31 protein-coding genes are annotated in these 26,257 nt (G+C 54.0%); 16 read left to right on the top strand and 15 right to left on the bottom strand.

Annotation, left to right across the window (positions count from 1 at the left end):
- Positions 1-48: 48 nt before the first annotated feature.
- From msrA to HA48_RS16105, 4 genes are all read right to left on the bottom strand, one after another.
- The gene (msrA, locus tag HA48_RS16120; RefSeq protein ID WP_128602232.1) at positions 49-585 is read right to left on the bottom strand and encodes a peptide-methionine (S)-S-oxide reductase MsrA; all 537 of its coding nucleotides are present in this window, start codon (positions 583-585) and stop codon (positions 49-51) included.
- 152 nt (positions 586-737) lie between these two features.
- Positions 738-2,006: a translesion error-prone DNA polymerase V subunit UmuC gene (gene umuC, locus HA48_RS16115; RefSeq protein WP_128602231.1), complete on the bottom strand. Its 1,269-nt coding sequence runs from the start codon at positions 2,004-2,006 to the stop codon at positions 738-740.
- A gap of 146 nt (positions 2,007-2,152) precedes the next feature.
- Positions 2,153-3,211, bottom strand: coding sequence for a YeiH family putative sulfate export transporter (locus HA48_RS16110; RefSeq protein WP_128602230.1), 1,059 nt, complete (start codon positions 3,209-3,211; stop codon positions 2,153-2,155).
- A gap of 552 nt (positions 3,212-3,763) precedes the next feature.
- Positions 3,764-4,252 (bottom strand): CinA family protein, encoded by a 489-nt coding sequence (locus HA48_RS16105; RefSeq protein ID WP_128602229.1) that lies wholly within the window; start codon positions 4,250-4,252, stop codon positions 3,764-3,766.
- Between the two features lie 214 nt (positions 4,253-4,466).
- Here HA48_RS16105 and HA48_RS16100 point away from each other — a divergent pair, with 214 nt between their 5' ends.
- The 6 genes from HA48_RS16100 (at position 4,467) to HA48_RS16075 (ending at position 7,008) form a co-directional block, all read left to right on the top strand.
- On the top strand, positions 4,467-4,976 hold the full coding sequence (locus HA48_RS16100) for a hypothetical protein (RefSeq protein WP_128602228.1): 510 nt from the start codon (positions 4,467-4,469) through the stop codon (positions 4,974-4,976).
- 12 nt (positions 4,977-4,988) lie between these two features.
- Complete coding sequence (locus tag HA48_RS16095; RefSeq protein WP_128602227.1) at positions 4,989-5,429, top strand: DUF421 domain-containing protein; 441 nt, start codon at positions 4,989-4,991, stop codon at positions 5,427-5,429.
- Positions 5,430-5,509: 80 nt separating this feature from the next.
- On the top strand, positions 5,510-5,674 hold the full coding sequence (locus HA48_RS22655) for a hypothetical protein (protein WP_244182886.1): 165 nt from the start codon (positions 5,510-5,512) through the stop codon (positions 5,672-5,674).
- Between the two features lie 322 nt (positions 5,675-5,996).
- Positions 5,997-6,242 carry a regulatory protein YcgZ gene (ycgZ, locus tag HA48_RS16085; protein ID WP_128602226.1) on the top strand — a complete coding sequence of 82 codons (246 nt, stop codon included), beginning with the start codon at positions 5,997-5,999 and terminating at the stop codon, positions 6,240-6,242.
- Between the two features lie 158 nt (positions 6,243-6,400).
- Positions 6,401-6,688, top strand: coding sequence for a hypothetical protein (locus HA48_RS16080; protein ID WP_128602225.1), 288 nt, complete (start codon positions 6,401-6,403; stop codon positions 6,686-6,688).
- A gap of 53 nt (positions 6,689-6,741) precedes the next feature.
- Positions 6,742-7,008, top strand: coding sequence for a biofilm development regulator YmgB/AriR family protein (locus tag HA48_RS16075; RefSeq protein WP_128602224.1), 267 nt, complete (start codon positions 6,742-6,744; stop codon positions 7,006-7,008).
- Positions 7,009-7,043: 35 nt separating this feature from the next.
- Here HA48_RS16075 and HA48_RS16070 read toward each other — a convergent pair whose 3' ends face one another.
- From HA48_RS16070 to HA48_RS16050, 5 genes are all read right to left on the bottom strand, one after another.
- Entirely contained in the window at positions 7,044-7,244 is a 201-nt protein-coding gene (locus HA48_RS16070) for a hypothetical protein (RefSeq protein WP_128602223.1), read from the bottom strand.
- Positions 7,245-7,537: 293 nt separating this feature from the next.
- The gene (locus HA48_RS16065) at positions 7,538-7,840 is read right to left on the bottom strand and encodes a hypothetical protein (RefSeq protein WP_208613146.1); all 303 of its coding nucleotides are present in this window, start codon (positions 7,838-7,840) and stop codon (positions 7,538-7,540) included.
- Between the two features lie 408 nt (positions 7,841-8,248).
- Positions 8,249-9,127: a manganese catalase family protein gene (locus HA48_RS16060; protein WP_128602222.1), complete on the bottom strand. Its 879-nt coding sequence runs from the start codon at positions 9,125-9,127 to the stop codon at positions 8,249-8,251.
- Positions 9,128-9,187: 60 nt separating this feature from the next.
- On the bottom strand, positions 9,188-9,661 hold the full coding sequence (locus HA48_RS16055; RefSeq protein ID WP_128602221.1) for a YciE/YciF ferroxidase family protein: 474 nt from the start codon (positions 9,659-9,661) through the stop codon (positions 9,188-9,190).
- Between the two features lie 193 nt (positions 9,662-9,854).
- A complete protein-coding gene (locus HA48_RS16050) occupies positions 9,855-10,031 on the bottom strand; it encodes a con-10 family general stress protein (RefSeq protein WP_128602220.1) in 177 nt (58 codons plus the stop codon).
- 292 nt (positions 10,032-10,323) lie between these two features.
- On the opposite strand from HA48_RS16050, the gene HA48_RS16045 reads away from it, so the two are divergent.
- Positions 10,324-12,681, top strand: coding sequence for a phosphoketolase family protein (locus HA48_RS16045; protein WP_128602219.1), 2,358 nt, complete (start codon positions 10,324-10,326; stop codon positions 12,679-12,681).
- Here the strand turns inward: HA48_RS16045 and HA48_RS16040 are convergent.
- The 6 genes from HA48_RS16040 to umuD form a co-directional block, all read right to left on the bottom strand.
- Positions 12,678-13,463, bottom strand: a complete 786-nt coding sequence (locus HA48_RS16040) for a hypothetical protein (protein WP_128602218.1) — start codon at positions 13,461-13,463, stop codon at positions 12,678-12,680. The genes HA48_RS16045 and HA48_RS16040 overlap by 4 nt on opposite strands.
- Positions 13,464-13,661, bottom strand: a complete 198-nt coding sequence (locus HA48_RS16035) for a hypothetical protein (RefSeq protein WP_128602217.1) — start codon at positions 13,659-13,661, stop codon at positions 13,464-13,466.
- 198 nt (positions 13,662-13,859) lie between these two features.
- Positions 13,860-14,030, bottom strand: coding sequence for a con-10 family general stress protein (locus tag HA48_RS16030; protein ID WP_128602216.1), 171 nt, complete (start codon positions 14,028-14,030; stop codon positions 13,860-13,862).
- A 243-nt stretch (positions 14,031-14,273) separates the two neighbouring features.
- A complete protein-coding gene (locus HA48_RS16025) occupies positions 14,274-14,786 on the bottom strand; it encodes a GNAT family N-acetyltransferase (protein ID WP_128602215.1) in 513 nt (170 codons plus the stop codon).
- A 154-nt stretch (positions 14,787-14,940) separates the two neighbouring features.
- Positions 14,941-15,231, bottom strand: coding sequence for a DUF2913 family protein (locus HA48_RS16020; RefSeq protein WP_128602214.1), 291 nt, complete (start codon positions 15,229-15,231; stop codon positions 14,941-14,943).
- Positions 15,232-15,508: 277 nt separating this feature from the next.
- Positions 15,509-15,940: a translesion error-prone DNA polymerase V autoproteolytic subunit gene (gene umuD / locus HA48_RS16015; protein WP_128602213.1), complete on the bottom strand. Its 432-nt coding sequence runs from the start codon at positions 15,938-15,940 to the stop codon at positions 15,509-15,511.
- Between the two features lie 470 nt (positions 15,941-16,410).
- On the opposite strand from umuD, the gene otsB reads away from it, so the two are divergent.
- From otsB to HA48_RS15970, 9 genes are all read left to right on the top strand, one after another.
- Entirely contained in the window at positions 16,411-17,199 is a 789-nt protein-coding gene (gene otsB / locus HA48_RS16010; protein ID WP_128602212.1) for a trehalose-phosphatase, read from the top strand.
- The gene (gene otsA, locus HA48_RS16005) at positions 17,196-18,632 is read left to right on the top strand and encodes an alpha,alpha-trehalose-phosphate synthase (RefSeq protein WP_128602211.1); all 1,437 of its coding nucleotides are present in this window, start codon (positions 17,196-17,198) and stop codon (positions 18,630-18,632) included. The genes otsB and otsA overlap by 4 nt, the downstream gene beginning before the upstream one ends.
- Positions 18,633-19,676: 1,044 nt before the next feature.
- Positions 19,677-20,027 carry a flagellar transcriptional regulator FlhD gene (gene flhD, locus HA48_RS16000; RefSeq protein WP_128602210.1) on the top strand — a complete coding sequence of 117 codons (351 nt, stop codon included), beginning with the start codon at positions 19,677-19,679 and terminating at the stop codon, positions 20,025-20,027.
- Positions 20,027-20,605 carry a flagellar transcriptional regulator FlhC gene (gene flhC / locus HA48_RS15995; protein ID WP_128602209.1) on the top strand — a complete coding sequence of 193 codons (579 nt, stop codon included), beginning with the start codon at positions 20,027-20,029 and terminating at the stop codon, positions 20,603-20,605. Before flhD ends, flhC begins: the two co-directional genes overlap by 1 nt.
- 133 nt (positions 20,606-20,738) lie before the next feature.
- Complete coding sequence (motA, locus tag HA48_RS15990) at positions 20,739-21,626, top strand: flagellar motor stator protein MotA (RefSeq protein WP_128602208.1); 888 nt, start codon at positions 20,739-20,741, stop codon at positions 21,624-21,626.
- Positions 21,623-22,654: a flagellar motor protein MotB gene (motB, locus tag HA48_RS15985; protein WP_128602207.1), complete on the top strand. Its 1,032-nt coding sequence runs from the start codon at positions 21,623-21,625 to the stop codon at positions 22,652-22,654. Before motA ends, motB begins: the two co-directional genes overlap by 4 nt.
- Positions 22,655-22,664: 10 nt before the next feature.
- On the top strand, positions 22,665-24,653 hold the full coding sequence (cheA, locus tag HA48_RS15980; RefSeq protein ID WP_208613147.1) for a chemotaxis protein CheA: 1,989 nt from the start codon (positions 22,665-22,667) through the stop codon (positions 24,651-24,653).
- Between the two features lie 22 nt (positions 24,654-24,675).
- Entirely contained in the window at positions 24,676-25,173 is a 498-nt protein-coding gene (gene cheW / locus HA48_RS15975) for a chemotaxis protein CheW (RefSeq protein WP_128602205.1), read from the top strand.
- Positions 25,174-25,341: 168 nt separating this feature from the next.
- A partial coding sequence (locus HA48_RS15970) for a Tar ligand binding domain-containing protein (protein ID WP_128602204.1) occupies positions 25,342-26,257 on the top strand: 916 nt, incomplete at its 3' end.

Below are 26,257 nucleotides of genomic sequence, written 5' to 3'. Positions count from 1 at the left end.
GATATTCAGTGCAGGTGCGCATAATGCGCACCTGAAAGGCTGACGTGATTAACTCTGTTTTACGCGGTTAGCAAAACTTTTACGCAGCTTCTGTAATTTCGGTGGGATCACCGCCAGGCAGTATCCGTTACGCTGGCCGGCACCGTCCCAGTAATCCTGGTGATACGCTTCCGCCGGATACCAGGCTTTCAGTGGCTCAATGGTGGTGACCACCGGCACATTGTGATCCTCCTGCGCGCGCGCAATGGCGGCGATCGCTTCGGCTTCCTGCTCGGCAGTGGCCGGGAAAATCGCTGAGCGGTACTGCGTACCCACATCGTTGCCCTGGCGATTCAGCTGGGTAGGATCGTGAGTGGCAAAGCTGATATCCAGCAGATCGCCGTAGCTCACCTTTTCGGGATCGAACCCGACGCGAATGGCTTCAGCGTGACCGGTGGCACCGCTGCACACCTGCTCGTAAGTGGGATTCGGACGCTCGCCGCCGGTATAACCACTCTCTACTGACTCTACGCCAATCACATCTTTGAACACTGCTTCGGTACACCAGAAACAGCCACCGGCGATGATCGCATATTCGGTTGCCATTGTTTTTACTCCTGTCAGGACGAAAGCATAACTGTGAGGGCGCGCGAGCGCGAAATCAACCGTGTTTAAATGAACATTTCGGGCTTGACGTGTAGGCGCCTACCTTTGGCTGGCCAGAAAATCACGCGCGGAGGCATAAGCGGCGCAGACGGCTAACGCACCTTCACCCGCATCACATCACTTACCCGGGTGGTATAGGCCGGCGACAGCATCTCGCGCTTCATCGCCCAGGGTTTCTGAATGCCCTGGCCGGCAAACCACAGCGCACCGCGCTGGTGGGCGTTCATCTCATCCATCAGCGCCATCAGCTGCTCGCTATTGCGCCTGGGTTGATAGTCAGCAAACAGATCAAACTGCGCCACGCCGTCGCTGTAGAAATCTCCCAGCATCACGCCGCCTTTCAGATAGCGTTTGCCGGGTACCCAGATGCGATCCAGGCAGTTGAGCGTGGCCTGAATAATATCGCGGCTGTCGGCGGTAGGGGTGATCAGCGTCTGGCTGGCGGCATTGGCGTAGTAGGGCTGATGTGGATCGTGCGGGCTGGTGCGGACAAAGGTGCTGATATGGCGGCAATACTGCCGCTCGCTGCGTAGCTTCTCGGCGGCACGCGCGGCGTAGCTGGCGATGGCTTCGCGCATATCCTGGTACTCGGTAATACGATCGCCAAACGAGCGTGAGCAGAGGATATTTTGCCGGTGCGGAATCACCTCTTCAAACGCCAGGCACGGCTCGCCGCGCAGCTCGCGTACCGTGCGCTCCAGCACTACGCCAAAGTTCTTGCGGATTAGCGCGGTTGGCGCGTCAGCCAGCTGCAGCGCGGTCTCAATCCCCATAAGATTGAGCCTTTTTGACAAACGCCGGCCTACGCCCCATACATCTTCCACGTTCATGCGCTGCATCAGCCCGCGCTGGCGCTGCGTTGCGGAGAGATCCAGCACGTTATGGGCTTTGGTCCAGCGTTTGGCCGCCCAGTTAGCGAGTTTGGCCAGGGTTTTGGTCGGAGCAATGCCGACGCCGACGCGAAGGTGAGTCTCTTTATAGATACGGTCACGGATTTCGCCCCCCAGCGCTTCAAGCGACGTCACGTTACGCATGCCGCTGACATCGACAAAGGCCTCATCAATGGAGTACTCATCGACGCGCGGGGACATCTCTGCCAGCGTGTCCATTACGCGCCGCGACATGTCGCCATACAGGGCATAGTTTGAGGAGAAAACCACCACCTGATGGCGCAGCAGCTCTTCGCGATGTTTAAAGTAGGGCGCCCCCATCTTGAGGCCAAGTTTTTTTGCTTCCCTGCTCAGTGAAATAATGCAGCCATCGTTATTCGATAGCACCACAATCGGCCTGCCGCGCAAGTCCGGGCGAAACACAGTTTCGCAGCTGGCGTAGAAAGAGTTGACATCTACCAGAGCGTACATAACGTTTTGCTCAAAAAAGACTGTATATAAAAACAGTATAGACAGACAAGCAGCGGCAGCGAAGCGGGAAATGAGGCGGAACCGGTAATTTATTGATTATTCATCGAATAAAGCAGGTTCCGCCAGGGTAAAGCGGGTGGGGCGCATTAGCTGAGCAGAGCATGTACCGCCACGTTAATGGCACCCCCGCCGATAATCAGCCAGATAAACAGCAGCAGGCCCAGCAGCAGTGGGCGCAGCCCGGCTTTTTTCAACTGACCGATCTGAGTGGTGAGCCCCAGCGCGGCCATCGCCATGGCCAGTAATACGTTATCGAGTTGATTAATCACAGCAAGCGCAGCGGGCGGTACCAGATGTGTTGAGTTAAACAGCGCCACCAGGATGAACAGCAGGGCAAACCATGGAAAGGTGATGCGCTGCGGTGTACCGCCCGCCTCTGGCGTACGGCGGCGCACCAGCATACCCACAATTACCAGAAACGGTGCCAGCATCATGACGCGCAGCATCTTCGCAATCACCGCCGCATTCTCCGTTTCAGGGCTGATGGCGTGGCCGGCCGCGACCACCTGTGCCACTTCGTGCATGGTGGAGCCGGTATAAACGCCGAACGCAGCGGGGCTGATATCGGGGAACAACGTTGCTATGCCGTGCCAAATCAGCGGGTAAAGAAAGATAGCGGCGGTACCAAAGATCACCACGGTCGCCACGGCAACCGCCACTTTGGTCGGGCTGGCTTTGATCACCGGTTCGGTGGCCAGTACAGCGGCGGCGCCGCAGATACTGCTGCCGGCACCAATCAGCCACGCGGTTTCACGGTCCAGCTTCAGCACCTTACGCCCGAGCCAGCAGGCAAGCAGAAAGGTACTGGTCAGCATCAGGGCATCGATCACGACACCGCTAACGCCAACATCCAGCACTTGCTGAAACGTCAGGCGAAAACCGTACAGAATAATACCGAGGCGCAGCAGCTTCTGTTTGGCGAACTGCACGCCCTCTCCGCAGCGATCGTGGAGGGCAGGATAGAGCGTATTCCCTAAAATTATCCCGCCGAGGATAGCCAGCGTAAGCGCGCCTAAACCCAGCCGGGCAACGGCGGGCTGGTTGCCAAGCCATGCAGTGAGTAAGGCAATCGCGCCCGTCAGCACTAAGCCGGAAGCCAGCGGTGCCACGCCGCGCGGGTGTCGCAGTAATGAGATATCAGCCATAACGTCCTCCTGTGTTGCATTTATGATGCGCAGGAAGCGTCATTAATAAAAACGGTTTATATCGTTATATTTTATCGTTATAAGTGGTAAAGCAGGGCGATCGCGCCATACGGAAATAAAAAACGGCGCTGTCGCTGTAACAGCACCGTGGGGTAAGTAGCCCAAAACAACAAAAAAGTGCGATAAACACCCTTAGAAAGCGTTATGGCATACCCGGGCAAGGTAACCGTCTGTCAGCCATTGCGACGGCTATTCTGTAGCCGTTTTTACCGGTATCACGCGATCTGTTCGTCGTCAGCGAAATTACCGGAACTGTCGCAAGGCTTACTCAGAATATTACCTCACTAACAGCCATTAATAGCGCGATAAGCGTCGTCTCATCAGCGTATTACTTTATTAAGGCTACTCGCTGCTTAATGACATGCAAGCGCGGCGGGCTCTCTTTTTACGCCCCGCTATCAGGATGTCGGGAATAATCAGCAGGATGGCCAGCTTTATGTTTAAAAATTAAAATTAGCCATCCCGCGTTCTCCGTCTCGTTAAAAACGCGTTTTACTCTGCCAGTAAGCGTTTTAATTCACTCAGGCTAAAGAGAGTGGCTTTATACACTACCTCTTCGCTTTCGCCGGAAAACCACTGACGGCTGGTGTGTACGCTCTCATCCGCCAGGCACCAGGCGAACCATACGGTGCCTGCCGGCGTGCCATCTTCGCCGCCATCCGGTCCTGCGTAGCCGCTGGTTGCAAGGCCGATGTTATCGCCGGAGAGTTTCTTTGCACCGCAGGCCATTTCGCTGACAGTCGCTTCGCTGACGGCGGTAAAACGTGCCAGCGTATCGCCGCTGACACCTAAAACGCGCTGCTTCGCTTCATTGGTATAGGTTATAAAACCACTGCTATAAAAGCGGCTGCTGTCACTGGCGGCGGCCAGCGCGGAGCCTACCCAGCCTGACGTACAGGATTCCGCTGTGGTTACCGTCAGTGATTTTTCTTTTAAAATTTCGCCCAGTTCATTAGCTAAGGAAATTAATTTCTCATCCATTGTTTGTTTCCTGTTTCGTTAATACATGACATCACCTGATAACAGAATTATAGAATTAATTGTGCAGTTACTGTTTTATTTATCATTACGTTTTAAGCCCGACGTAAAATAAACCGAGCCGCAACATGACGTGCACGTTTTCCCTCACTAAGCTTGAGATAACAGGCGGACCAGGCCTGCCTGACGTTTGTCTCCATGCCAGAGGGATGATGCGGTGAAAAATGATGAGTTAAGCAGCCGGAGCGCTCCGGTACAAGAGAACATGCGCTGGCAGCGCCGCGAGAGTGTCATACAGCGCGCCGGTGAGTATCTGCTGATAGCGATTGTTATTCTCGGCGCCTGTGGCTTGTTCTCCAAAGGCTTTTTGAGCAGCGGCCACGCGCGCTCCGCGGATGGTTCGGTTACGGTTGAGTACGAACGCTTCGGTCGGGCGCAAAGCAACATGAACATGACGATTCACGTTGCGCCACACGCCGGCGATCGTTTTACCGTCACCCTTGGCAGCGGGGCGCTTAACCACCTGCAGATCCAGACGTTGCAGCCGCAGCCGCTGGAGGCGATAACCGAGGGTAACGATCTGCGCTTAACGTTTGCGACGCACGCCGCCAATGCCAGCCACGCCGTGTGGCTCGGCCTGCAGGCGCAAAGCGTGGGGACAGTGCCGGTTAGCGTCAGCGTTGACGGCATGCAGCCGGTACATTTCTCCCAATGGATCTATCCCTGAGAGGCGAACGTTATGGAAACCGTATTACGCGCGGCCGGTATCTACCTGGTGCTAATGGTGGTGTTTAAAATTGCGGGGCGGCGTGCACTGCTGCAGATGACCTCATTCGATCTCATCCTGCTTTTGATCATCAGTGAAGCTACGCAGCAGGCGCTGCTGGGTGATGATTTCTCTGTCACCGGTGCCGCGCTGACCATCATAACGCTGGTTGCGATTGATATCGTGCTCGGGAAACTGAAAAACCGCTTTCCGACCATTGAGCAGATGGCAGAAGGGGGGCCGGTGATTCTGGTTGAACACGGTAACGCTTTGCACCAGCGGATGAAGATGACCGGTATCAGTCAGGACGATGTGCTGGAAGCGGCACGTTCGCAGGGGCTGGAGCGGCTGGAGCAAATTAAATATGCGGTACTGGAGGTCAACGGGCACATCTCAATAATTCCCGTAAAATAAGCCAGACGGTTGTGAAAACGCAATAGTCTATAATAACCTGTGAGAACCAAGCGTAAGCCCACATTCTCAGGAGGTTAAATATGATGAATGCAGAGCATAAAATCGTTGGTGAAGCGGCCTATGCGCTGCTGTTACAACGCAAGGATGTGACGGTTTCCGCGCTGGCTGCTGAACTGGCAACTATGGCCGGAAAAGAGACAGACACAGAGCGGCTTGAGCAGATAGCTGAGGCCCGCCAGTGCTGATGAACTACCGTTCAGCGGAAGAGAACGACAATCGCAGCCGTTCGCCTTTGCGGGGATTGAGTCACCAGAGCGACAGTGTCAGAATGCCCGCTGCGGAGCGCGACAAAAAAAGTTAACTTGTACAGGGCCCGCGTCAGTAACAGGTGACGCCGGGCCTGAAAGCTTGATATGCCTGGATTTCCAATACTCTTAATTGCCTGCCGGTAGCACTTTTTGCAACAAAAACCTCCCGAAACCTCTATTATCCTCTGTACAGTTTTTACAATACTTGTACAACTTCACCGGATACTTATCCGGTAGTCAACTTTAACGGGAGTCACTTATGCGCCAGAACGGATACACTCCGAACTCAGTCGAGGCGATTGCCAACTATTTCAGCAAAGCTTCCCTGCCATCACAGCAGGAAACTTTGGGGCAGGTGGTCGTTGAGATCCTCCGCGAGGGCCGCAATCTGAATCGCAAATCCCTTTGTACGAAACTTCTGCGTCGTCTGGAGCTTGCTTCAACGACCGAAGAAGAGCACCACTATCACCAGCTCATCGGCCTGTTATTTGAGCGTGAAAGCTGAAAGCGTATTAAGACGTTCAGGTTGTACACACGAAAACTTTTCTCTGATAATGCACTATCCCATGTATGACCTGTGACGGGCTGTATCGCGCCGTAATTGTACGGCGCTATTTTTCTGCCACGTTCCCGGTCGGGGCAGGCAGCATGCAGAGATTCGTTATGAACAAAGAACACCAGAAGATCATCGATGAGCTTATCGGGGAGGCCGCCCTGACGCTGTTACAGCGCTCAGGGCCGGTCAATACCCAGGGGCTCATCGATGAGTTACATAAAATGCACGCCCAGGCCAGCGACGGCAATCAGCAGACGCTGATCAATGCTGCCATTGCAGAGGTGCGCAATAGCGTCTCCGCAGGACGCAAACGGCGTGACGATCAGCCGGAAAGGGACAACGTACACCAGCTGTTCAGCAGTACTGAAACGCCGGGCAGTAGCCGCAAGCATTAACCGGAAGTTGAATTATAATCTGACTGTGTAGCTAACAGTACGGGATGAGCATGATGTCGGAAAATCACAACCTCTATACTGCGCTGCCTGACACTGAGCTGGCCGCGCATTTTCGTGATGCGGGTAAGGTATTATCTGATGAAGCCATGGTGCTGGATAATGTTATCCGCACGCTGCTGGCAACAGAGGGTCGGGTCAGTAATAAATCGATTATCTTGTGTCTGGTAATGGCGCTGGAGTCTACGCATGACCAGGCCGAAGCCGATGTGTTACGGCGTACGCTGGAGATTGTCGTGGGCTATACGCCGGATGATGCCTGATGAGTCGTGCGTCCCCCATTTACGTGGGGGACAACTCAGTGCATCAGATCGGCCAGTAGCCGTATAGCGGCATCGCACAGCAACTGTAACTCTTTATCGTGCGTTCCCGATTTCATATCGTGGAGCGTCAGCGTAACGTCATGCGCCTCAAAAGCGCGATCCTCCCGAACAAATCCCGCTACCGCGATACCAATCAGCGCATACAGATCCGGTGTTGGACGGTTCTCATCTCTCACATCACCTCCACAACTTGTATGTATATACAGTGTGACACAGGCAATAGCGACACGAAACTTTTTTCTCCCGCTGCGCCTGCGGTAAGGAGATAAAGTGCGCCAGCATAACGAAAGCGCGGGTGAAGTGATAAATACAGTAAGCTTTTGCACTATCACAGGGCATAACGGGAAAGCGTTGTTGCAGGATATTAATAAGAGGTGGCCTTAGAGACAAAAATAGATTCATCGTCGGCCACACAATACGCCGGGTATCGCCATTAATGCAATGTAAAAAAGCAGAACCGCACGGCAGGTTATTTTAACGCCACGCTTTTAGTCGCATGAAAATTAACCGTGGCAGTACGATTAAACTGCTGCAGTTTGCGCTTTGTCCGGCCAAGATTGAGTTTATGTAACCAGCTGCGGAACTGTTTTATCTGCTCCTGAGCATGGGTTTCATCGCTTGCCCGGCAGATAAAAAGCTGGCTAAGTGTTTGATGTTCTGCGGCGGTTGCGTAAATTTCGAATTTTCCGTCGCGTTGATTTAACTCAATCGCAGTGAAGTGCAAGTGTTGCCATTGCTGTAGTCTGGCTTCAAACATTTTAAAATCCATCATTGATTCCTGGTTATTATAGTGATGCGTGGTACTGACAAGCTCTATGCACCATAGACCAGAATCTGCAGAACGCCAGCGTAAAACAAAAATAAACGCGTAATTTTTCAGGGCGCACAAAAATAATGCGCTCTGCCGCTTCGCTTATATTTCTCGAGACGCTTCGGCAGGATCGTTAATTAATCTGATGATTCTCGTTATGAAATAAAATAAGCGAAGGGTAAACGCGAGAACAAAAAGGGCGCGAAGCGGAAGACAAAAAATAACCGCCCGAAGGCGGTTAGGATCAATCAGGTTGTTTATCACCTGATTCCGGTGCGTTGGTCTCGTCATCCTCAGGTCGCTGTGGCGACTTTTGGTCATCAGGACGACCACCATTACCCATGCGATTAGTCATACGGACCTCCTTAATCAGACATCAGGCTGCGGTTTTTTACTGCCGGCCTCGGCACCTGTCAGCGGATTAACATCCGGATCGGACGCGGTACGGGCCGCCAGGCTATCCACATCAGCCTGCTGATCGGCCGGCAGGGTGACGTGAGCAAGGCCATCGCCGCCATCAACCGCTGGCTGCGGATTGGCGACGTAATCGAAGTTCTCATCCGAATTCCAGCTGCCGCGTACTTCATCCCCTTCAGACATATTGAAGTAGGTATGCGCATACTGCTCAATCGGTGGCAGTTTACCCGGCGGGAAGTTGTTGCGAATCGAATACAGCGCTTTTTCAAAGGAGAGCTGATGCGCCGCTTCACGCGTCATCAGGAAGCCCAGCGCATCTTTTACGCCCACATCATCTGTCACGTTAATCAGACGTTCGTAGATGATCTTGGCACGCGCTTCGGCTGCAACGTTGGAACGGAGATCCGCCGTCACTTCACCGATGGTATCGATATAAGCCGCCGTCCAGGGCACGCCGCCGGAGTTCGTCAGTGGTGGACCACCCCCGTACAAAATGGAGGTCAGATGACTATCGTTACCGGCACCGGTAATTGAGCGGTACAGCTCGCCTTCCTCTTCCGTGCCCTCGGCCAGCTTGCCTTTGGCACCTTTGTTCAGCATGCCAACCAGCGAACCGATAATCTCCAGATGGCTCAGCTCTTCGGTAGCGATATCCATCAGCATGTCACGACGACCAAGATCGTCATCACCTAAACCCTGAGTAAAGTAGCGCATCGCTGCGGCTAATTCGCCCTGCGGGCCGCCAAACTGCTCCAGCAGCAGATTGGCCAGTCCGGGGTTAGGCTCATTAACCCGGACGGTATACTGCAATTTCTTAACGTGTCGAAACATAGCTCACCTCGTTGAAACGTTCACGAGAGCAGAGAGACTGCAATCATTTCACATAGTTATTCACTGTTGTTCAGCGATAGTTGTCAGTTTTTCGTCGGTCGATTTCTCTTCTGCCAGCGTCTCTGCCAGCAGACTGGCTGCCTGATCCAGCCCCAGTTTTTTCGCCGTAGCGACTAAAGTGCCGTAAGTGGCAATTTCGTAGTGCTCAACCTTCTGGGCGGCACCAATCAGACCCGCATCACGTACCGGGCCCGCCTCGGTTGAATCAATCAGCTCTTGCGCCTCTTCTACCAGGCCTTCCATCGCATGGCACTTCATGCGTTTAATACGCAACTCTTCGTGCGCCTCTACGGCCTGATCGAGACGCTCAATTTGCCCCTGGGTCTCTTCCAGATGTTGCCTGAAGGCCTGTTTTAAACTCTCATCCGAAGCCGCACGAGCCATTTTAGGTAACGCACGCGTAATCTGTTTTTCAGCGCTGTAAACATCAGAAAGGTCGTGAATAAACAGATCGAGCAGGGATTCAACTTTCATGGTTTATTCTCCGTAGGTTAATAAACGGTGCGGAATATGCCCGTCAATAAAAGACGAAACGGCAAGGGGTAAATAAATGAAACGGTTACGATATAAATATTTATCGCTATTCAAAAGGATAGATATTTAAACGGGACGGGAGATAACGGAGCACTCCGTGCTCCCCACGCCTCATCCCTGAGTCACTGGCGTATCAGGAGCCGCGTTTGCTGCTCTGACCGCCTTTTTTACCGGCTTCGGAGGCTTTTTCGCGGTCGTCTTTGAAGTTACCGCCGCCGCTGTTGCTGCTCTGGCCGCCTTTTTTACCCGCTTCAGATGCTTTCTGCTTATCGTCTGCGAAATTACCTGAACCGCCTCGATGCTGAGTCATAATTAATTTCCTCTTCATGAGCTTTATTAACATGGCGGGTTCTTCTGCCATGTGCGAGTTGCGTATTTAATAATAATAGCGCAGGGCATTCCTGCAAGCGTGACGGTGTAAATAATAGGGATTAAGACTTTTCTGTAAGCTAATTAACCGGGTGCCTTTTGCGCTTCGCTTTATTATTTTCCGTGCCATGTTTTATGTTATTTTTATTTCCGGTTGCGCTTACCGTCTGGCTCGCGGCATCGCCGATCCTCTATTAAGGTTAATAATCAATCAGATTAATTAAGGAGCAGGCATGACTACCCCCAGCGCGAATGATGAACTGACCTTGCTGGATCGCTACTGGCGCGCCGCCAACTATCTCTCTGTCGGGCAAATTTACCTGATGGATAATCCGCTGCTGCGCCAGCCGCTGCAGGCAGAGCACATTAAACCGCGCCTGCTGGGGCACTGGGGTACCACGCCGGGGCTCAACTTTATCTACGCGCACCTTAATCGCATCATCCGCCAGCGCGATGTCGATCTGCTCTATGTGTGTGGGCCCGGACATGGCGGACCGGGCATGGTGGCGAATACATGGCTGGAGGGCAGCTACAGCAAGATCTACCCGCACATCAGTGAAGATGCGGAAGGGATGCAGCGGCTGTTTAAGCAGTTCTCTTTTCCTGGCGGTATCCCCAGCCATGCGGCGGCGGAAACCCCCGGCTCCATCAATGAGGGGGGTGAGCTGGGCTACTCGCTATCGCACGCCTTTGGCGCGGCATTTGATCACCCGGAGCTGATCGTCCCCTGCGTGATTGGTGACGGTGAGGCGGAGACCGGCCCGCTTGCCGCCAGCTGGCACGGCATAAAGTTTCTCAATCCGCAGCGGGATGGCGCGGTACTGCCGATTCTGCACCTTAACGGCTATAAAATTGCCAACCCTACGCTGTTCGGACGTAGCAGCGACGACGATCTGCAGCAGCTCTTCAGCGGTTACGGTTATGAGCCGCTGTTTGTGTGTGGTGACCAGCCTGCTGCGATGCACCAGCAGATGGCGCAGGCGCTGGATCAGGCGTTCAACACCATTGCGCGGTATCAGCAGCAGGCGCGCAGTGGCAGCGCAGACGAGGCGATTCCGCGCTGGCCGATGATTGTACTGCGCAGTCCTAAAGGCTGGACCGGGCCAAAAGAGGTTGACGGTAAAAAAGTAGAGGGCTTCTGGCGTGCGCATCAGGTACCGGTCTCCGCCTGCCGTGAAGATGACGCGCACCGGCAGATCCTTGAGCAGTGGCTGCAGAGTTATCAGCCAGAAACGCTGTTTGATGAGGCGGGTAAACTGCGCCCTGAACTGCGTGCGCTGGCGCCGCAGGGGAATAAACGCATGGGTGCGTCGCCCTACGCCAACGGCGGACGCTTACGCCGCGCGCTGAATACGCCCGATATCAGTGAGTTTGCGCTGGAGACCGGCGTGCCCGGTAGCCATAGCGGCGAGGCCACAAAGCAGTTTGGTCACTACCTCAGTGCTATCTTCCAGCGTAATCAGGACAATTTCCGCCTGTTCGGGCCGGATGAGACTGCCTCAAACCGTCTGACGCCGGTGTTTGACGTCACCAGCCGCAGCTGGATGGCGGAGACGGAAAGCTATGACGAACAGCTGGCGCGGGACGGGCGGGTGATGGAAATTCTGAGCGAACATCAGTGTCAGGGCTGGCTGGAGGGCTATCTGCTTACCGGGCGTCACGGCCTGTTCAACTGCTACGAAGCGTTTATCCATATCGTGGATTCGATGTTCAACCAGCACGCAAAATGGCTGAAGGTGTCGCGCAAGCTGGGCTGGCGGCAGCCGATCGCCTCATTAAACTATCTGCTCTCGTCGCACGTCTGGCGGCAGGATCACAACGGCTACAGTCACCAGGATCCGGGCTTTATCGATCACGTGGCGAATAAAAAGGCCGATATCGTACGTATCTATCTGCCGCCGGATGCCAACACCTTACTGTGGGTGGGCGATCACTGCCTGCGCACCTGGGACCGTATCAACGTGATTGTCGCCGGCAAACAGCCGTCACCGCAGTGGCTCGATATGGAGAGCGCCAAAACCCATTGTGAAGCGGGGATGGGCGAGTGGCACTGGGCGAGCTGTACCGACGAGCCGGAGGTGGTAATGGCCTGCGCCGGGGATGTGCCCACTATGGAGACGCTGGCGGCCGTTGACCTGCTGCGTGACTATCTGCCCGCGCTGCGCATCCGCGTGGTGAACGTTGTCGATCTGCTGGCGCTGCAGACGCAGGAGGAGCATCCGCACGGCAAAGGGGAGGCGGAGTTTGATGCGCTGTTCACGCGTGACAAGCCGGTGATTTTTGCCTTCCATGGCTATCCTAATCTGATCCATCGCCTGACCTGGCAGCGCAATAATCACCGCAACTTCCACGTGCACGGTTTCAATGAAGAGGGGACAACAACAACGCCGTTCGACATGACCGTACTGAATCAGCTGGACCGCTACCATCTGGCGCAGTCAGCCATCCTGCATGTCCCCGGCCTGGCAGAGCGCCATCCGGAACTGCTGGACGATTTACAGCAGCGCATCGCCGAACACCATCGCTATGTGCGTGAGCACGGCGAAGATGTGCCGGAGGTGCGCAACTGGCAGTGGTCGGGCAGGCGCTAACGTTGGTGATAGCGCCGGCGTTTACCCACGGTTTTCCCCATCGCCAGCGCGGTTGCGCTGGCCGGGTCAAACAGTGACAGGCTCTCAATTTGTGACACCATCAGCACCTTGCGAAACTCCAGCGCACTTTTTGGCGTCGAGGAGAAGCTGATATCGTGCTTGTGATACCAGCGGCTGTAGTTGTGCTCGACCGCCAGATTCAGCGTGCGCGGATCGCGATAGCCGCTGAGCATCGGAATCATGACCACGTTAGCAGTATTGGCGTACTCAAAGGTGGCGGCGTGAATCATGCCGATATAGATGCGGCGCGATTTCAGCGTTATCCACGCCAGCTCACCCTCTTCCATGCAGTGCAGCAACATCTGCTCAATACCGTTAGAGCGAGACAGGCGCTGATACAGCTCCTTGCGGCTTCCGGCAGTCAGCCGCGCGCTGCCGGCCCAGTTGGAACGGTACACGCAGAACAGCACGGCAAACGTCAGCATAATCACCACAGGCGCCTGAATGCCCAGGAAACTCCACGTCATAAAATCGACGTGCCAGCGCGCATGCAGATCGGCAGAGAGGGCAAATGTATTATTCGCCGCGGAGGCGGCCAGTAAGATCAGCCAGACCAGCGCGGTAGCCAGCACCCCCTGTACCACGAAAATACAGCCGTACAGGGCAATCAGAAAATAGACATCCCAGCCAATGGATCGCTTTATTTTTAACCGGCTGGACATATCGCGGCTGGTATACCAGTAGCCGCACACCATTAACACCATAAAAATTGCCGTGCCCATTCAGATATCCTTTAATGTATTAACGTGCTCAAGAAAGTCCTGCTGTACCTCAGGGCTAAGCGGATTAACCGAAGCATTACCATCTTCGTCAATAATAATTCTGTCGCCATCCTGGATAGATTCACGAATATCCTGGCGGCTCATTACCTGTAACAGGGATTCCGGGCTACTGAAGAGTGAGATAAGAAAGCGAAACATAGTGGTAACCCTGTCCTGTGGGATGAATTAAGCGATAACTGAGCATATATCCAATTCTGCCCTGTGAAGTAATTTCAGAGTTGTCTGCTGTAGTAAAAGGAATAAATGCAGAGGAGGCGTAATGCGGCGGGGTACAGCAGATCATCGTAAAACAAGTGGGGCAGTCAATGGCAGCACCTCCCTGTGCCGCCTGGTCAGTCACGAGCCACGCTTGCTGCTCTGACCGCCTTTTTTGCCCGCTTCGGATGCTTTTTCACGGTCGTTTTTGAAGTTACCGCCGCCGCTGCTCTGGCCGCCTTTTTTCCCGGCTTCAGACGCCTTCTGTTTATCGTCTGCGAAATTACCTGAACCGCCTCGATGCTGAGTCATAATATATCCTCTTCATGAGTCTTTAATAACATGACGTTGTACATTGCCATGTGCGCGTTACGTATTTAAGCATAATGGCGCATAATATTCCTGCAAGCGTAGCGGAGCAGGAAAACAGCGCGCTTATGTGTAAGCAGAAATAACATAAGCCGGGAGGTCATACTATTTATCCATTGGGCACAGGCTTATTTCTGGGGCGCGATGCAGTGACCGCGCCGGGGAGGACCAGGGGGAGTTCAGGGGTTAAATTACCATGCCAAGAATTTGCACAATACTCTGCTGCGAGGCCGTAATGAAGGGGATATCTTTAATGTGCTGCATACCGAAGGCCTCGTAAAACTTACGCGCCCGGGCGTTGGCACCCATTACTTCGAGCCAGAGATACCCCTCCTGCTTCTCCCGCGCTTCGTGGATGATGCTCTCAAACATCCGGCGGCCATAATTTTTGCCGGTCTCCTGCGGATTGAGGTACAGCTTGTTGAGCAGGGCACCGGTCATACCGGAGTCCGGCACCGGGGTATTCCAGGTCACCTTTGCGAAACCGATCGGCTTATCGGTCTCGGCAATCAGCCAGCGCTCATTGGGCGCCACCAGGCTGCTGTTCAGTTCAGCCAGACCGTACTCTTTATCGATGAACTCATCCATCTCGGCTTCGGATACCCACATATGCTTAAAGTGGGCGCTGTAGGTCATGCGGCCTAACTGATGCAGAAGCTCTGCGTCGGCGGGCTGCGCGTTGCGTATGGTGAATTCCATGCCAGTCTTCCTTTCTTTTTTCTTATCATGAATGCGCCTGCGTGATGCTTATCGCAGGCGGGACACCATAGCGCGTCAGGTGCAAAAAGGTAAAGGTTTGCGGAGGGGGTGAAACGGCAGGCTGGTGAGGTCATCGCCTGAGGCAGATAACACCTCAGGACCCCAGGCGCAGCGTTTCCGCCCGTTTGGCCGTTTCATAGACATACTGCAGCATGGGTTCTAAATCGGCATCGGGCCCGGCGCTAATAATTTTGCCGCGCAGCCACTCGATTTCGCTGCTGATATCGGGATGAAATATCGTGTTATTTTGCGCGGTACGCAGCCACTTCAGTAAAAAGTTATTTTTACCGCGTACGCCGCCGGATTTTTTACTTTTAGCGTTGATTTTCAGTGCGACCAGAATGCAGTAATAGAAATGAACGCGCTGGCTATAATTCTGCAACATCTCATGGCTCTTCATCTGCCGTTTTCACGCTCGCCAGTGTGCATGGATGCGAAAAGCAGGTCAAACAGAATCCGGCCGATGAATGTCACAATTGCGAGCACAATCTGTATTTTAAGATTTTCTTTAGCACGCTGAAAAATAGCCAGTCAAATCAGCAGAAGTTTCTTACGCGCTGATAGAAGATTTTAATTCCTGGGCTGGAGACATTGCCGCAGAATAATAATTTATCAGAACTCTCCTGGTATCAGTTTGCTTTGCCGCAACGCGCGCTCGCAGGTCAGCGCTGGCTACGTGCGTTATAGATAATAAACGTGACGACGCCGAAAATTTCCAGCTCCTCTTCTTCGCTCAGCCTGATGGGTTGATAGCGCGGGTTCATGGGCATCAGCTGCACGCAGGGGGTAGTGTGCAGCCGCTTTACGGTGAATTCACCGTTTACAGCGGCAATGACAATATCACCATGCTTTGCCCGCAGCGAACTGTCCACCACCAGCAAATCGCCCTCGCTAATATTGGCATCACACATCGAATCGCCTTCAACGCGAACAAAGTAGGTCGCGCTGGGGCGCGTAACCATCAGTTCATTGAGATCGATCTTCCGCTCAACATAATCCTGCGCCGGGGAAGGAAAGCCGCCGCGCACGGCCTCAAGGAACAGCGGGCGATAGCAGCGTGCGGGTGAAAGCTGTGGCAAAAAGAAGCGCGTCATAAGGATTGTCCATAATTACTGTTTTTATATACAGTATTATCAAGCGACAGCACAAATCAAGCGAATCGGCAAAACGCACAGCGATCGCATTGAAGTTTGAGAACATTTAACCTGCTGCAGGCGCGGCAAACGCATCTGATCGCTTTTTCGTCAGCTGCACCCTAAGGTACGGCTGAAAAAACCCTTTTCTTTAAGCGAAGCGTGTAAAAAGCAGAGTAATCCGCTTGGTTTAATCGCAAGCGTCTGAAAAGCTCACTCTGGCCCGAATGAAAAGCGCGCCCGTCTGGCGAAAACCATATTGTTGTCTACACTTATTGTTGCCGATGTTCGTAGTGCGGTTGCTGTGTTGATAGAAATTTCGTTTAGTTATGGAGCGTTACCCTTCAAACGACCGTCTTTTACGGTAAAACCTCCTCACACCCAGCCTGCCTCCGAACATCCCCTATTTCAGACCAGAGAGAGGAGGAGATGTGACCCCTGTGGTTAATGAGAACAGCACGTTGCCGTCGTTAAGTGGCGGACGCTATGCCTTCTTTTTTGATGTCGATGGCACGTTGGCCGCGATTCAGTCGCAGCCCGAGTCAGTCTCTATTCCCGCCTCGGTGCGGCAGCATCTGCAGCAAATTTCTAACCTGAGTCAGGGCGCCCTGGCGCTGGTTTCCGGCCGGCCTGTTGCACAGCTGGATGCACTGGTAGCGCCGCTTGAGGCTCCTGCGGCCGGCGTCCACGGCGCTGAGCGTCGTGATGCGGCAGGACGCATGCACCGCCATGCGCTACCCGCTGACATTATGCAAACGCTGCAGGTTGAGCTGCAGCAGACGCTGAATCAATGGCCCGGCACGCTGCTGGAGGTCAAAGGTATGGCGTTTGCGCTGCACTACCGCAACGCGCCAGATTACGAAAATGCCATCATGCAACTGGCCGAAGAGGTGGTTACGCGCTTTCCGGAGCTGACACTGCAACCCGGCAAATGCGTGGTGGAGCTGAAGCCGCAGGGCATCGATAAAGGTGCCGCGGTGAGTGAGTTTATGCAGGAAGCGCCTTTTACCGGTCGCATTCCGGTATTTGTGGGTGACGATCTAACCGATGAGAAGGGCTTTCTGGCCGTCAATGCCATGCAAGGCATCTCGGTTAAGGTCGGGGAAGGAGCAAGCCACGCACATTTTCGGCTGCCAAATGTGGCTGCCGTTTGGCATTGGCTTGAACAACTACTATTACAACTAGAACATGACAACGTCGGTAAGGAGTTTAGGTTATGAGTCGTTTAGTCGTCGTATCTAACCGTATCGCTATTCCTGATGGAAGCAAAACCAGTGCGGGCGGCCTCGCCGTCGGTATTCTCGACGCACTGCGGACCACCGGAGGATTGTGGTTTGGCTGGAACGGAGAGATCAGCGAGTTCTCCGGTGAAGAGGGTGAAGAGATTTCGCAGGTCGAGCAGGACAACATCACCTATGCCTCGTTCCCCCTGAATCAGAACGATTACGATCAATATTACTGCCAGTTTTCCAACACGGTGATTTGGCCCGCTTTCCACTACCGTCTCGACTTAGTGCAGTTCCAGCGCGAAGCCTGGGAGGGGTACTGCCGTGTTAACACCTTGCTGGCGCAGCGTTTAAAACCGTTGATCAAATCAGACGATATTCTGTGGATTCATGATTACCATCTGTTGCCGCTGGCGGCGGAGCTGCGCAAGCAGGGAGTTAATAACCGTATCGGATTCTTTCTGCATATCCCGTTCCCGACGCCGGAAATTTTCAACGCGCTGCCGCCGCATCAGGAACTGCTGGAAATGCTGTGTGAATATGATTTGCTGGGTTTCCAGACAGAATCCGATCGCGTGGCGTTCCTCGACAGCCTGAGCCAGCTTACGCAGCTGCAGAATAAAGGTGAAAAGCGTCACCGTGCCTTCGGTAATACCTTCATGACGGAGGTCTATCCGATTGGCATTGAGCCGGACAGCATTAAAGAGATGGCCGAAGGCCCGCTACCGCCGAAAATGGCGGCAATGAAGCGTGAACTGGGTGATTTGCAAAACATCATCGCCTGCGAGCGGCTGGATTACTCCAAAGGCTTGCCGGAGCGCTTTATGGCCTATGAAGCGCTGCTGGAGAACTTCCCGCAGCACCGCGGCAAAATCCGTTATTCACAGATTGCGCCAACATCACGCGGTGATGTGCAGGCCTACCAGGATATCCGCCATCAGCTGGAGACCGAAGCGGGGCGCATCAACGGTAAGTACGGTACCCTGGGCTGGACGCCACTGTTTTATCTGAACCAGCATTTTGACCGTCGCCTGCTGATGAAGATTTTCCGCCTGACCGATGTCGGCCTGGTGACGCCGCTGCGTGACGGCATGAACCTGGTGGCGAAAGAGTACGTTGCCGCGCAGGACCCGGACGATCCGGGTGTGCTGGTGCTGTCGCGCTTTGCCGGTGCCGCCAATGAACTCACCTCGGCGCTGATCGTTAACCCTTACGATCGTGATGAGGTGGCTGCTGCGCTGGATCGCGCGTTAACCATGCCGCGTACCGAACGTATTTCACGCTACAACGACATGATGGCAGTGCTGCGCAAGCAGGACATTACCGCCTGGCGTGAAAGTTTCCTGGACGATCTCAATACGCTGCCGGGACGCAGTGACGACCACGGCACGGTGAATAAAGTCGCGACCTTTCCCCGCCTGGCATAATTAAGGGAAAAGGACATTATGCCCCCATTCTGCTATTTCCCGTTCGCGGGATTATGCCGGAGTGGGGGCATTTTTCTGAAAATAACCTACTGCTATCTTGCGCTCTCTGCACAGCGTTTTCACCTCACCGGCTTTTCTGCATGAAATCGATTTCAAATGGTTAACCGCTAACTTTCTGATGCAGCGTTATAAAGCGCACGTTTTGATTAAAAAGCGTGCAAACAGACGCGCCAGGCATAAATTTTCCCTTAACGCCCTAAAGATTTGGCTGGCCAGGCCGATAGTTCTCTTACATCAGTGTGTTAAAACATCAATTCATTCATAATGCTAATGTAACGCCCTGTTACACACCCTGCGACCCGCTAAACCCTCTATACAAACTCCTTACACTCCGCAGTTAATCTGCACGCACTCTTCACGCTTCGTTTGCGACCGTGATTGGTGTCTCACGGCAATATTCCCTGTAAGTGATTAATCTGAAAGCAAATGATTTCTGCGTTTTTTGGTGTTTTATGCTGCTTATGTGCCATGTTTCGGCAGGTTGTAGCACTCTAAAGCCAACGTAGCAGACAAAAGATCGCGTGGAGCCACCAAACTGCGACAGGGTTCAAATTTCAGACTTTTCTTGTGAAATATTAGCGAAACATTTCAAAATCGTACAAAAAAAAGACAACAGAAAAGCTTTACTGAAGCTTCAGCAGAAAAATTTGCCTTAAAAGTGTGATCCAGATCACACTTTATCTAAAATTTCATGCCAGTCACGTTGTATGTGGAAATCAGACGATATAGATTTGCGTTGTTTTCGGATTAGTCTTAAAAAACTGTAAGCAGACGTCACGGAAGATGGTTACAACTCAAGAAAAGATTGGCCTGGAGTTTTGACTACTACTGATCAAAATCCGCTACGGAATAAAAAAAAGTTCAGTATGCGTTGGCTTATGCCTGATTATTTTTTGCCATCTTTAGATTTACCAACCAGCAACCCGAACCATAGAAGTTTAAATTCTGTGGCCGTATATATGCCGCGTCTATCAGGATGGGAAAATGGGTACATCAGAATTACTAAAACATATATATGACATCAACCTGTCATATTTACTGCTTGCACAGCGTTTAATTAACCAGGAAAAAGCTTCTGCAATGTTTCGTTTAGGCATCGATGAGTCGATGGCGGATACATTGTCGCAATTAACACTGCCTGAGATGGTAAAATTAGCGGAGACCAATCAACTGGTTTGCCAGTTCCGCTTTACCGATCACACCTTAATTAACCGTTTGACGCAGGAGTCACGTGTGGATGACTTGCAGCAAATCCACACCGGTATCTTATTATCCAGCCGTTTATTACGCAGCGCATCAAAAGACGATGCCGGCAGTAAGAAGAGGGCGGTGTAATGACCGAAAAAAGTATCGTTCAGGAAGCACGCGATATTCAGCTGGCCATGGAGTTGATTACGCTGGGCGCCCGACTGCAGATGCTGGAGAGTGAAACGCAGCTGAGCCGTGGTCGCCTGATTAAACTCTATAAAGAGTTACGTGGTGCACCACCCCCGAAAGGCATGCTGCCATTCTCAACAGACTGGTTCATGACCTGGGAACAAAATATTCATGCGTCGATGTTCTGTAACGCCTGGCAGTTTTTGCTGAAAACCGGGTTGAGCAGTGGCGTTGAGGCGGTAATTAAAGCTTATCGCCTGTACCTTGAGCAGTGTCCGCAATCGGACGAGGGCCCGCTGTTGGCGCTAACGCGCGCCTGGACCCTGGTGCGATTTGTCGAAAGCGGCATGCTGGAGCTGGCTGATTGCAAATGCTGTGGTGGAAGCTTCATTAACCACGCGCATCAGCCGGTGGGCAGCTTCGTTTGCAGCCTGTGCCAGCCGCCATCACGTGCCGTAAAAAGACGTAAACTTTCTGCAGATTCTGCCGATACCTTTCCACAACTGCTGGATGAACAGGTTAAACGCGCCGTTTAAGTTTGTTCGCATCGTGGAAAGCATCCAGCAGCGGTTAATACCGCTGCTTTTTTTTTGCCCACGAAAAACGAATAACACCTGCGGCTCTCTGGCTTAACTTCTACCAACACGTTACGGACGTAAGGATGTTTTTGTGCTGATTCTTCTGGGTTATATCGTGGTCGTCGGCTCCGTGTTGGGCGGCTATATGATGGTCGGGGGCCACTTAGGCGCGCTGTATCAGCCCGCCGAGTTGATCATTATCGGCGGCGCGGCGGTAGGTGCTTTTCTGGTCGGCAACAACGGTAAGTCGATCAAGAAAACCCTGAAAGCGCTGCCGCTGCTCATGCGCGGCTCAAAATACAATAAAGCGGTCTATATGGATTTAATGGCGCTGCTCTACCGACTGATGGCGAAATCGCGTCAGCAGGGCATGCTGTCGTTAGAGCGTGATATTGAAGATCCCAGTCAGAGCGAAATTTTCGCTAACTATCCGCGCATTCTGGCCGATAAACCCTTAGTGGATTTTATTACCGACTATTTACGACTGATGGTCAGCGGAAATATGAATGCGTTTGAAATTGAAGCGCTGATGGATGAAGAGATCGAAACCTACGAGCACGAGTGTGAAGTGCCAGCGCAAAGTTTAGCCGCTATGGGTGATGGCTTACCGGCCTTCGGTATCGTGGCGGCAGTCATGGGCGTGGTCCATGCGCTGGCATCTGCCGACCGTCCCGCCGCTGAACTGGGCGCGCTGGTGGCCCACGCGATGGTGGGAACCTTCCTCGGTATTTTACTGGCCTACGGTTTTATTTCGCCGCTGGCTTCGGTGCTGCGTCAGAAGTGTGCCGAAACCACCAAGATGATGCAGTGCGTGAAGGTGACATTGCTCTCCAGCCTGAATGGCTATGCACCACAAATCGCCGTCGAATTTGGTCGTAAAACGTTGTACTCCACCGAACGTCCCTCTTTCACTGAGCTGGAAGAGCACGTGCGGAACGCCAAGAATCCAGCGAAACAGACTTCGGATCAGAACTCATGAAGGCAGGCAATCGCCCCATTGTGCTGGTGAAAAAGCGCAAACATAAAGGTCATCATGGTGCCCACGGATCGTGGAAAATTGCCTATGCCGACTTTATGACGGCGATGATGGCGTTTTTTATGGTGATGTGGTTGCTGTCGATCTCCAGCCCGCGTGAGCTGGTACAGATTGCGGAGTACTTTCGTACGCCGCTGAAAGTGGCGCTCACCGGCGGAGCACGCAGCAGCGACAGTGAGAGCCCGATCCCTGGCGGCGGTGATGACCCGACGCGCAAGGATGGCGAAGTACGAAAAGTGGTGGATATGGATGCGCAGAAGAAAAAACTGGAAGAGATCCGTCTCAACCGCCTGCGCGAAAAGCTGGATCAGCTGATTGAGGCCGATCCACGCCTGAAAGCGCTGCGTCCGCATCTGATCATCAATATGGTGGAAGAGGGGCTGCGCATTCAGATTATCGATAGCCAGAACCGCCCGATGTTTAAAACCGGCAGCGCTGACGTCGAGCCCTATATGCGCGACATTCTGCGCGCCATTGCGCCAGTGCTGAATGATCTGCCGAACAAAATCAGTCTGTCCGGCCATACCGATGATTACCAGTATGCCAACGGCCAGCGCGGCTACAGCAACTGGGAGCTGTCAGCGGACCGCGCCAACGCCTCACGTCGTGAGCTGGTCATGGGCGGTCTGGACGGCAGCAAAATGCTGCGGGTGGTGGGCATGGCCGACACCATGAAGCTGAAGAACCGTGGAGCGGATGATGCCGTTAACCGCCGCATCAGCCTGCTGGTACTGAACCACGATACCGAGGCCGCGATAGAAAAAGAGAATGCCGAGAGCGATGCCGTGCAGGTAAGCGACCCGGCGCAGATTATTCCCAACATTACCGCACCGGCAGGACCGGCTGCGCCAGCTGCCCCCACAGGGACGACCGCAACACCGGCTACGCCGGCACCTGCGACCGCGCCTGCAGCAGCAGCGCCGCCCGCCGCTGGCGCGGTGACACCAGACCAACCCTCACAGCCGAGGTGATCCCGTGAGTATGGACATCAGCGATTTTTACCAGACGTTTTTCGATGAAGCCGATGAACTGTTAGCGGATATGGAGCAACACCTGTTGGGATTAGATCCCCAGGAGCCCGATTCTGAACAGTTGAATGCCATCTTCCGCGCCGCCCACTCCATTAAGGGCGGGGCCGGTACATTTGGTTTTACGGTTTTACAGGAGACTACACATATCCTGGAAAACATTCTGGATGGTGCGCGCCGCGGCGAGATGCAGCTCAGCACCGACATCATCAACCTGTTTTTGGAAACCAAAGATATTATGCAGGAACAGCTCGATGCCTATAAAACTGCGCAGGAGCCAAACGCAGAGAACTTTAACTACATCTGCGAAGCACTGCGTCAGCTGGCGCTGGAAGCTAAAGGCATAGCGCCGGAAGCCCCGAAAGCGGCAACCGTCACGGAGATCGCTACACCGGTCGCGGTCGCCAGCAGTGGCCTGCGCCTGCAGCTGGTCGATCTGAAAGAGAAAGAGCCGGACCTGATGCTGGAGGAGCTGGGCAATCTTGGCACGCTCACCGGCGTGGTGAAGGGCACCCACTCGCTGGAAGTCACCATCGATGGCGTCGGCAAAGACGATATCGTGGCGGTGCTCTGCTTTGTCATTGATGAAGCACAGATTCGCTTCCCGGAGGCCGCCGCACCGGTGGCCGAAGTGGCAAACGTGGCAGAACCCGACGCGCCGGCGGCGGAGCCGGTACAGACCGCAACGGTCACCGACATTACGCCCGCTGTAAAACGTGAAGCGAAACGCGCCGCCGCACCGGCCAAAACCAGTGAATCCAGCAGTATCCGCGTCGCCGTTGAGAAAGTGGATCAGCTGATTAACCTGGTGGGCGAACTGGTGATTACCCAGTCGATGCTGGCACAGCGCTCCGGCGCACTGGATCCGGTCGCGCACGGTGATCTGCTCAACAGCATGGGCCAGCTGGAGCGCAATGCGCGCGACCTGCAAGAGTCGGTAATGTCGATTCGTATGATGCCAATGGAGTATGTGTTCAGCCGCTTCCCGCGTCTGGTGCGCGATCTGGCCAGCAAGCTGGGCAAAGAGGTAGAGCTGACGCTGCTGGGAAGCTCTACCGAGCTGGATAAGAGCCTGATTGAGCGCATCATCGATCCGTTAACGCACCTGGTGCGTAACAGCCTCGATCACGGTATTGAAACCCCGGAAAAACGCCTGGCGTCCAGCAAAACCGCCGTCGGCAACCTGACGCTCTCCGCTGAACACCAGGGCGGCAATATCTGTATCGAAGTGATCGATGACGGCGCGGGCCTGAACCGTGAACGTATCCTGGCGAAAGCCATGTCATCGGGCCTGCCGGTCAGCGACAGCATGAGCGATGAGGAGGTCGGCATGCTGATCTTCGCCCCGGGCTTCTCCACCGCCGAGCAGGTGACCGACGTCTCCGGCCGCGGCGTGGGTATGGACGTGGTGAAACGAAATATTCAGGAGATGGGCGGCCACGTTGAGATCGCCTCGAAGCAGGGCAAAGGCACCACCATCCGCATTCTGCTGCCGCTGACGCTGGCCATCCTGGACGGTATGTCTGTGCGCGTGGCCGATGAAGTGTTCATTCTGCCACTCAACGCGGTGATGGAGTCGCTGCAGCCGACTGCCGAAGAGCTGAAGCCGCTGGCCGGTGGTGAGCGCGTGCTGGAAGTGCGTGGCGAATACCTGCCGCTGGTCGAGCTGTGGAATGTGTTTGATGTGCAGAACGCCAAAACCGACGCGACGCAGGGCATCGTGGTGATCCTGCAAAGCGCAGGGCGGCGCTATGCGCTGCTGGTCGATCAGCTGATTGGTCAGCATCAGGTGGTGGTGAAAAACCTCGAAAGTAACTATCGCAAAGTGCCGGGCATCTCTGCCGCCACCATTCTCGGCGATGGCAGCGTGGCGCTGATTGTGGATGTTTCGGCACTGCAATCGTTGAACCGTGAAAAGCGTGTGGCCGGTGCCGCAGCGTAATAGATAACGAAAGGGTAAAAAAATGACTGACATGGCAACCGTGACCAAAATCGCTGGCGAAACCGTCGGCCAGGAGTTCCTGGTTTTCACCCTCGGTGACGAAGAGTACGGCATCGACATCCTGAAAGTGCAGGAGATCCGCGGTTACGATCAGGTAACGCGCATCGCCAACACGCCGGAGTTCATCAAAGGCGTCACTAACCTGCGCGGCGTGATCGTGCCGATTATCGACCTGCGCGTGAAGTTCTCGCAGCCGGACGTGGATTACAACGAAAACACCGTGGTGATTGTGCTGAATCTGGAGCACCGCGTGGTCGGCATCGTGGTGGATGGCGTTTCTGACGTGCTGTCGCTGACGCAGGATCAGATCCGTCCTTCCCCGGAATTTGCCGTGACCATGTCCACCGAGTACCTGACCGGTCTCGGCGCGCTGGGTGAGCGTATGCTGATCCTGGTGGATATCGAGAAGCTGCTGAGCAGCGAAGAGATGGCGCTGGTGGATACGCTGCGTAGCGCGTAAGTCACAAACTGCGGGCCGCTTATGCGGCCCGTTATCATCACCGTGATTAATTAACTTCTTGTTATGCAACAAGAAAATAACAAAAACCCCGTATTTTTCCCTCAACGTTTACGCACGCTGGTCGATAACTGTCCTGTATGACTTTTTCTTACTTTTCCAGGGCAAACTATGTTTACGAAAATCCGCGTTGTCACCAGCCTGCTGCTGGTGTTGTTGGTCTTTGGTTTTCTCCAACTGGCGTCAGGCTCGCTGTTTATCAAAGCGCTGAACGACGACAAAACCAGCTTCAATGTCTCTCAGCTGGCGAGTAAAAATATCGCCGCTATCAATGATGCTTATATGAGCCTTAACCAGAGCCGCATTGTGCTGACGCGTGTACTGCTGCGTATTGCCACCAGCAAACTGGCAGGCAATGAAGCGGATATCAGCGAGCTGTATCAGCAGAGCAAGGGTTTCCAGCAGGCGGCGGCTGAAAATTACCGCATCTTCAAAAGTACGCCGGACACGCCGGGCCAGGATCTGCAGCTTAATCAGCATCTGGATACGACCTATAAAGCGTATGCCAAAGCGCTCGACGAGATGCAGGATGCGCTGCTGCACAGCGACACCGTACTGGCGGGCAAGATCCCGGTTGCGCCGTCGCAAAATGCCTTTCTACAGGATTACACCCGCTGGCGTGCCGATCAGGATCGCCTGACCAGCGCCGGAGTAGAAGCCAACAGCGCGGCGTATATTCGCATGATGTGGCTGATTGGTGCCGTCATGGCCGTAGTGATTGCGGTGATTGCACTTTGCTGGCTGGGCCTGCGCAAAGTGCTGATCACGCCACTGAACGACAACATTCAGCATATCCAGCATATTGCACAGGGCGATCTGACGCAGACCATTGCGGTGGTCGGGCGCAATGAGATGAGCCAGCTGGCCAGCAACTTGCATGAGATGCAGCAGGCGCTGGTGCGCACCGTGAGTAACGTGCGTGAAGGATCTGACGCTATCTTCACCGGTGCCAGCGAGATCTCGGCCGGTAACAACGATCTGTCGGCGCGCACCGAAGAGCAGGCCGCGTCGCTGGAGCAGACCGCAG

This window comes from Pantoea wallisii (assembly GCF_002095485.1).
GTDB lineage: Bacteria > Pseudomonadota > Gammaproteobacteria > Enterobacterales > Enterobacteriaceae > Pantoea > Pantoea wallisii.
This window is presented reverse-complemented; position numbering and strand designations above follow the sequence as displayed.

Coding starts and splice junctions, on each gene's coding strand:
- HA48_RS16075 (WP_128602224.1), top strand. CDS start 6,742: ATGTCGGAAAATCACAACCTCTATACTGCGCTGCCTGACACTGAGCTG.
- HA48_RS16060 (WP_128602222.1), bottom strand. CDS start 9,127: ATGTTTCGACACGTTAAGAAATTGCAGTATACCGTCCGGGTTAATGAG.
- flhC (WP_128602209.1), top strand. CDS start 20,027: ATGACCGAAAAAAGTATCGTTCAGGAAGCACGCGATATTCAGCTGGCC.
- HA48_RS16105 (WP_128602229.1), bottom strand. CDS start 4,252: ATGGATGAGAAATTAATTTCCTTAGCTAATGAACTGGGCGAAATTTTA.
- HA48_RS16035 (WP_128602217.1), bottom strand. CDS start 13,661: ATGTTTCGCTTTCTTATCTCACTCTTCAGTAGCCCGGAATCCCTGTTA.
- cheA (WP_208613147.1), top strand. CDS start 22,665: ATGGACATCAGCGATTTTTACCAGACGTTTTTCGATGAAGCCGATGAA.
- HA48_RS16095 (WP_128602227.1), top strand. CDS start 4,989: ATGGAAACCGTATTACGCGCGGCCGGTATCTACCTGGTGCTAATGGTG.
- flhD (WP_128602210.1), top strand. CDS start 19,677: ATGGGTACATCAGAATTACTAAAACATATATATGACATCAACCTGTCA.
- cheW (WP_128602205.1), top strand. CDS start 24,676: ATGACTGACATGGCAACCGTGACCAAAATCGCTGGCGAAACCGTCGGC.
- HA48_RS16055 (WP_128602221.1), bottom strand. CDS start 9,661: ATGAAAGTTGAATCCCTGCTCGATCTGTTTATTCACGACCTTTCTGAT.
- HA48_RS16040 (WP_128602218.1), bottom strand. CDS start 13,463: ATGGGCACGGCAATTTTTATGGTGTTAATGGTGTGCGGCTACTGGTAT.
- HA48_RS16110 (WP_128602230.1), bottom strand. CDS start 3,211: ATGGCTGATATCTCATTACTGCGACACCCGCGCGGCGTGGCACCGCTG.
- umuD (WP_128602213.1), bottom strand. CDS start 15,940: ATGACGCGCTTCTTTTTGCCACAGCTTTCACCCGCACGCTGCTATCGC.
- HA48_RS16050 (WP_128602220.1), bottom strand. CDS start 10,031: ATGACTCAGCATCGAGGCGGTTCAGGTAATTTCGCAGACGATAAGCAG.
- HA48_RS16065 (WP_208613146.1), bottom strand. CDS start 7,840: ATGATGGATTTTAAAATGTTTGAAGCCAGACTACAGCAATGGCAACAC.
- HA48_RS16030 (WP_128602216.1), bottom strand. CDS start 14,030: ATGACTCAGCATCGAGGCGGTTCAGGTAATTTCGCAGACGATAAACAG.
- HA48_RS16020 (WP_128602214.1), bottom strand. CDS start 15,231: ATGTTGCAGAATTATAGCCAGCGCGTTCATTTCTATTACTGCATTCTG.
- HA48_RS16080 (WP_128602225.1), top strand. CDS start 6,401: ATGAACAAAGAACACCAGAAGATCATCGATGAGCTTATCGGGGAGGCC.
- msrA (WP_128602232.1), bottom strand. CDS start 585: ATGGCAACCGAATATGCGATCATCGCCGGTGGCTGTTTCTGGTGTACC.
- HA48_RS22655 (WP_244182886.1), top strand. CDS start 5,510: ATGATGAATGCAGAGCATAAAATCGTTGGTGAAGCGGCCTATGCGCTG.
- HA48_RS16045 (WP_128602219.1), top strand. CDS start 10,324: ATGACTACCCCCAGCGCGAATGATGAACTGACCTTGCTGGATCGCTAC.
- HA48_RS16025 (WP_128602215.1), bottom strand. CDS start 14,786: ATGGAATTCACCATACGCAACGCGCAGCCCGCCGACGCAGAGCTTCTG.
- motB (WP_128602207.1), top strand. CDS start 21,623: ATGAAGGCAGGCAATCGCCCCATTGTGCTGGTGAAAAAGCGCAAACAT.
- umuC (WP_128602231.1), bottom strand. CDS start 2,006: ATGTACGCTCTGGTAGATGTCAACTCTTTCTACGCCAGCTGCGAAACT.
- ycgZ (WP_128602226.1), top strand. CDS start 5,997: ATGCGCCAGAACGGATACACTCCGAACTCAGTCGAGGCGATTGCCAAC.
- otsA (WP_128602211.1), top strand. CDS start 17,196: ATGAGTCGTTTAGTCGTCGTATCTAACCGTATCGCTATTCCTGATGGA.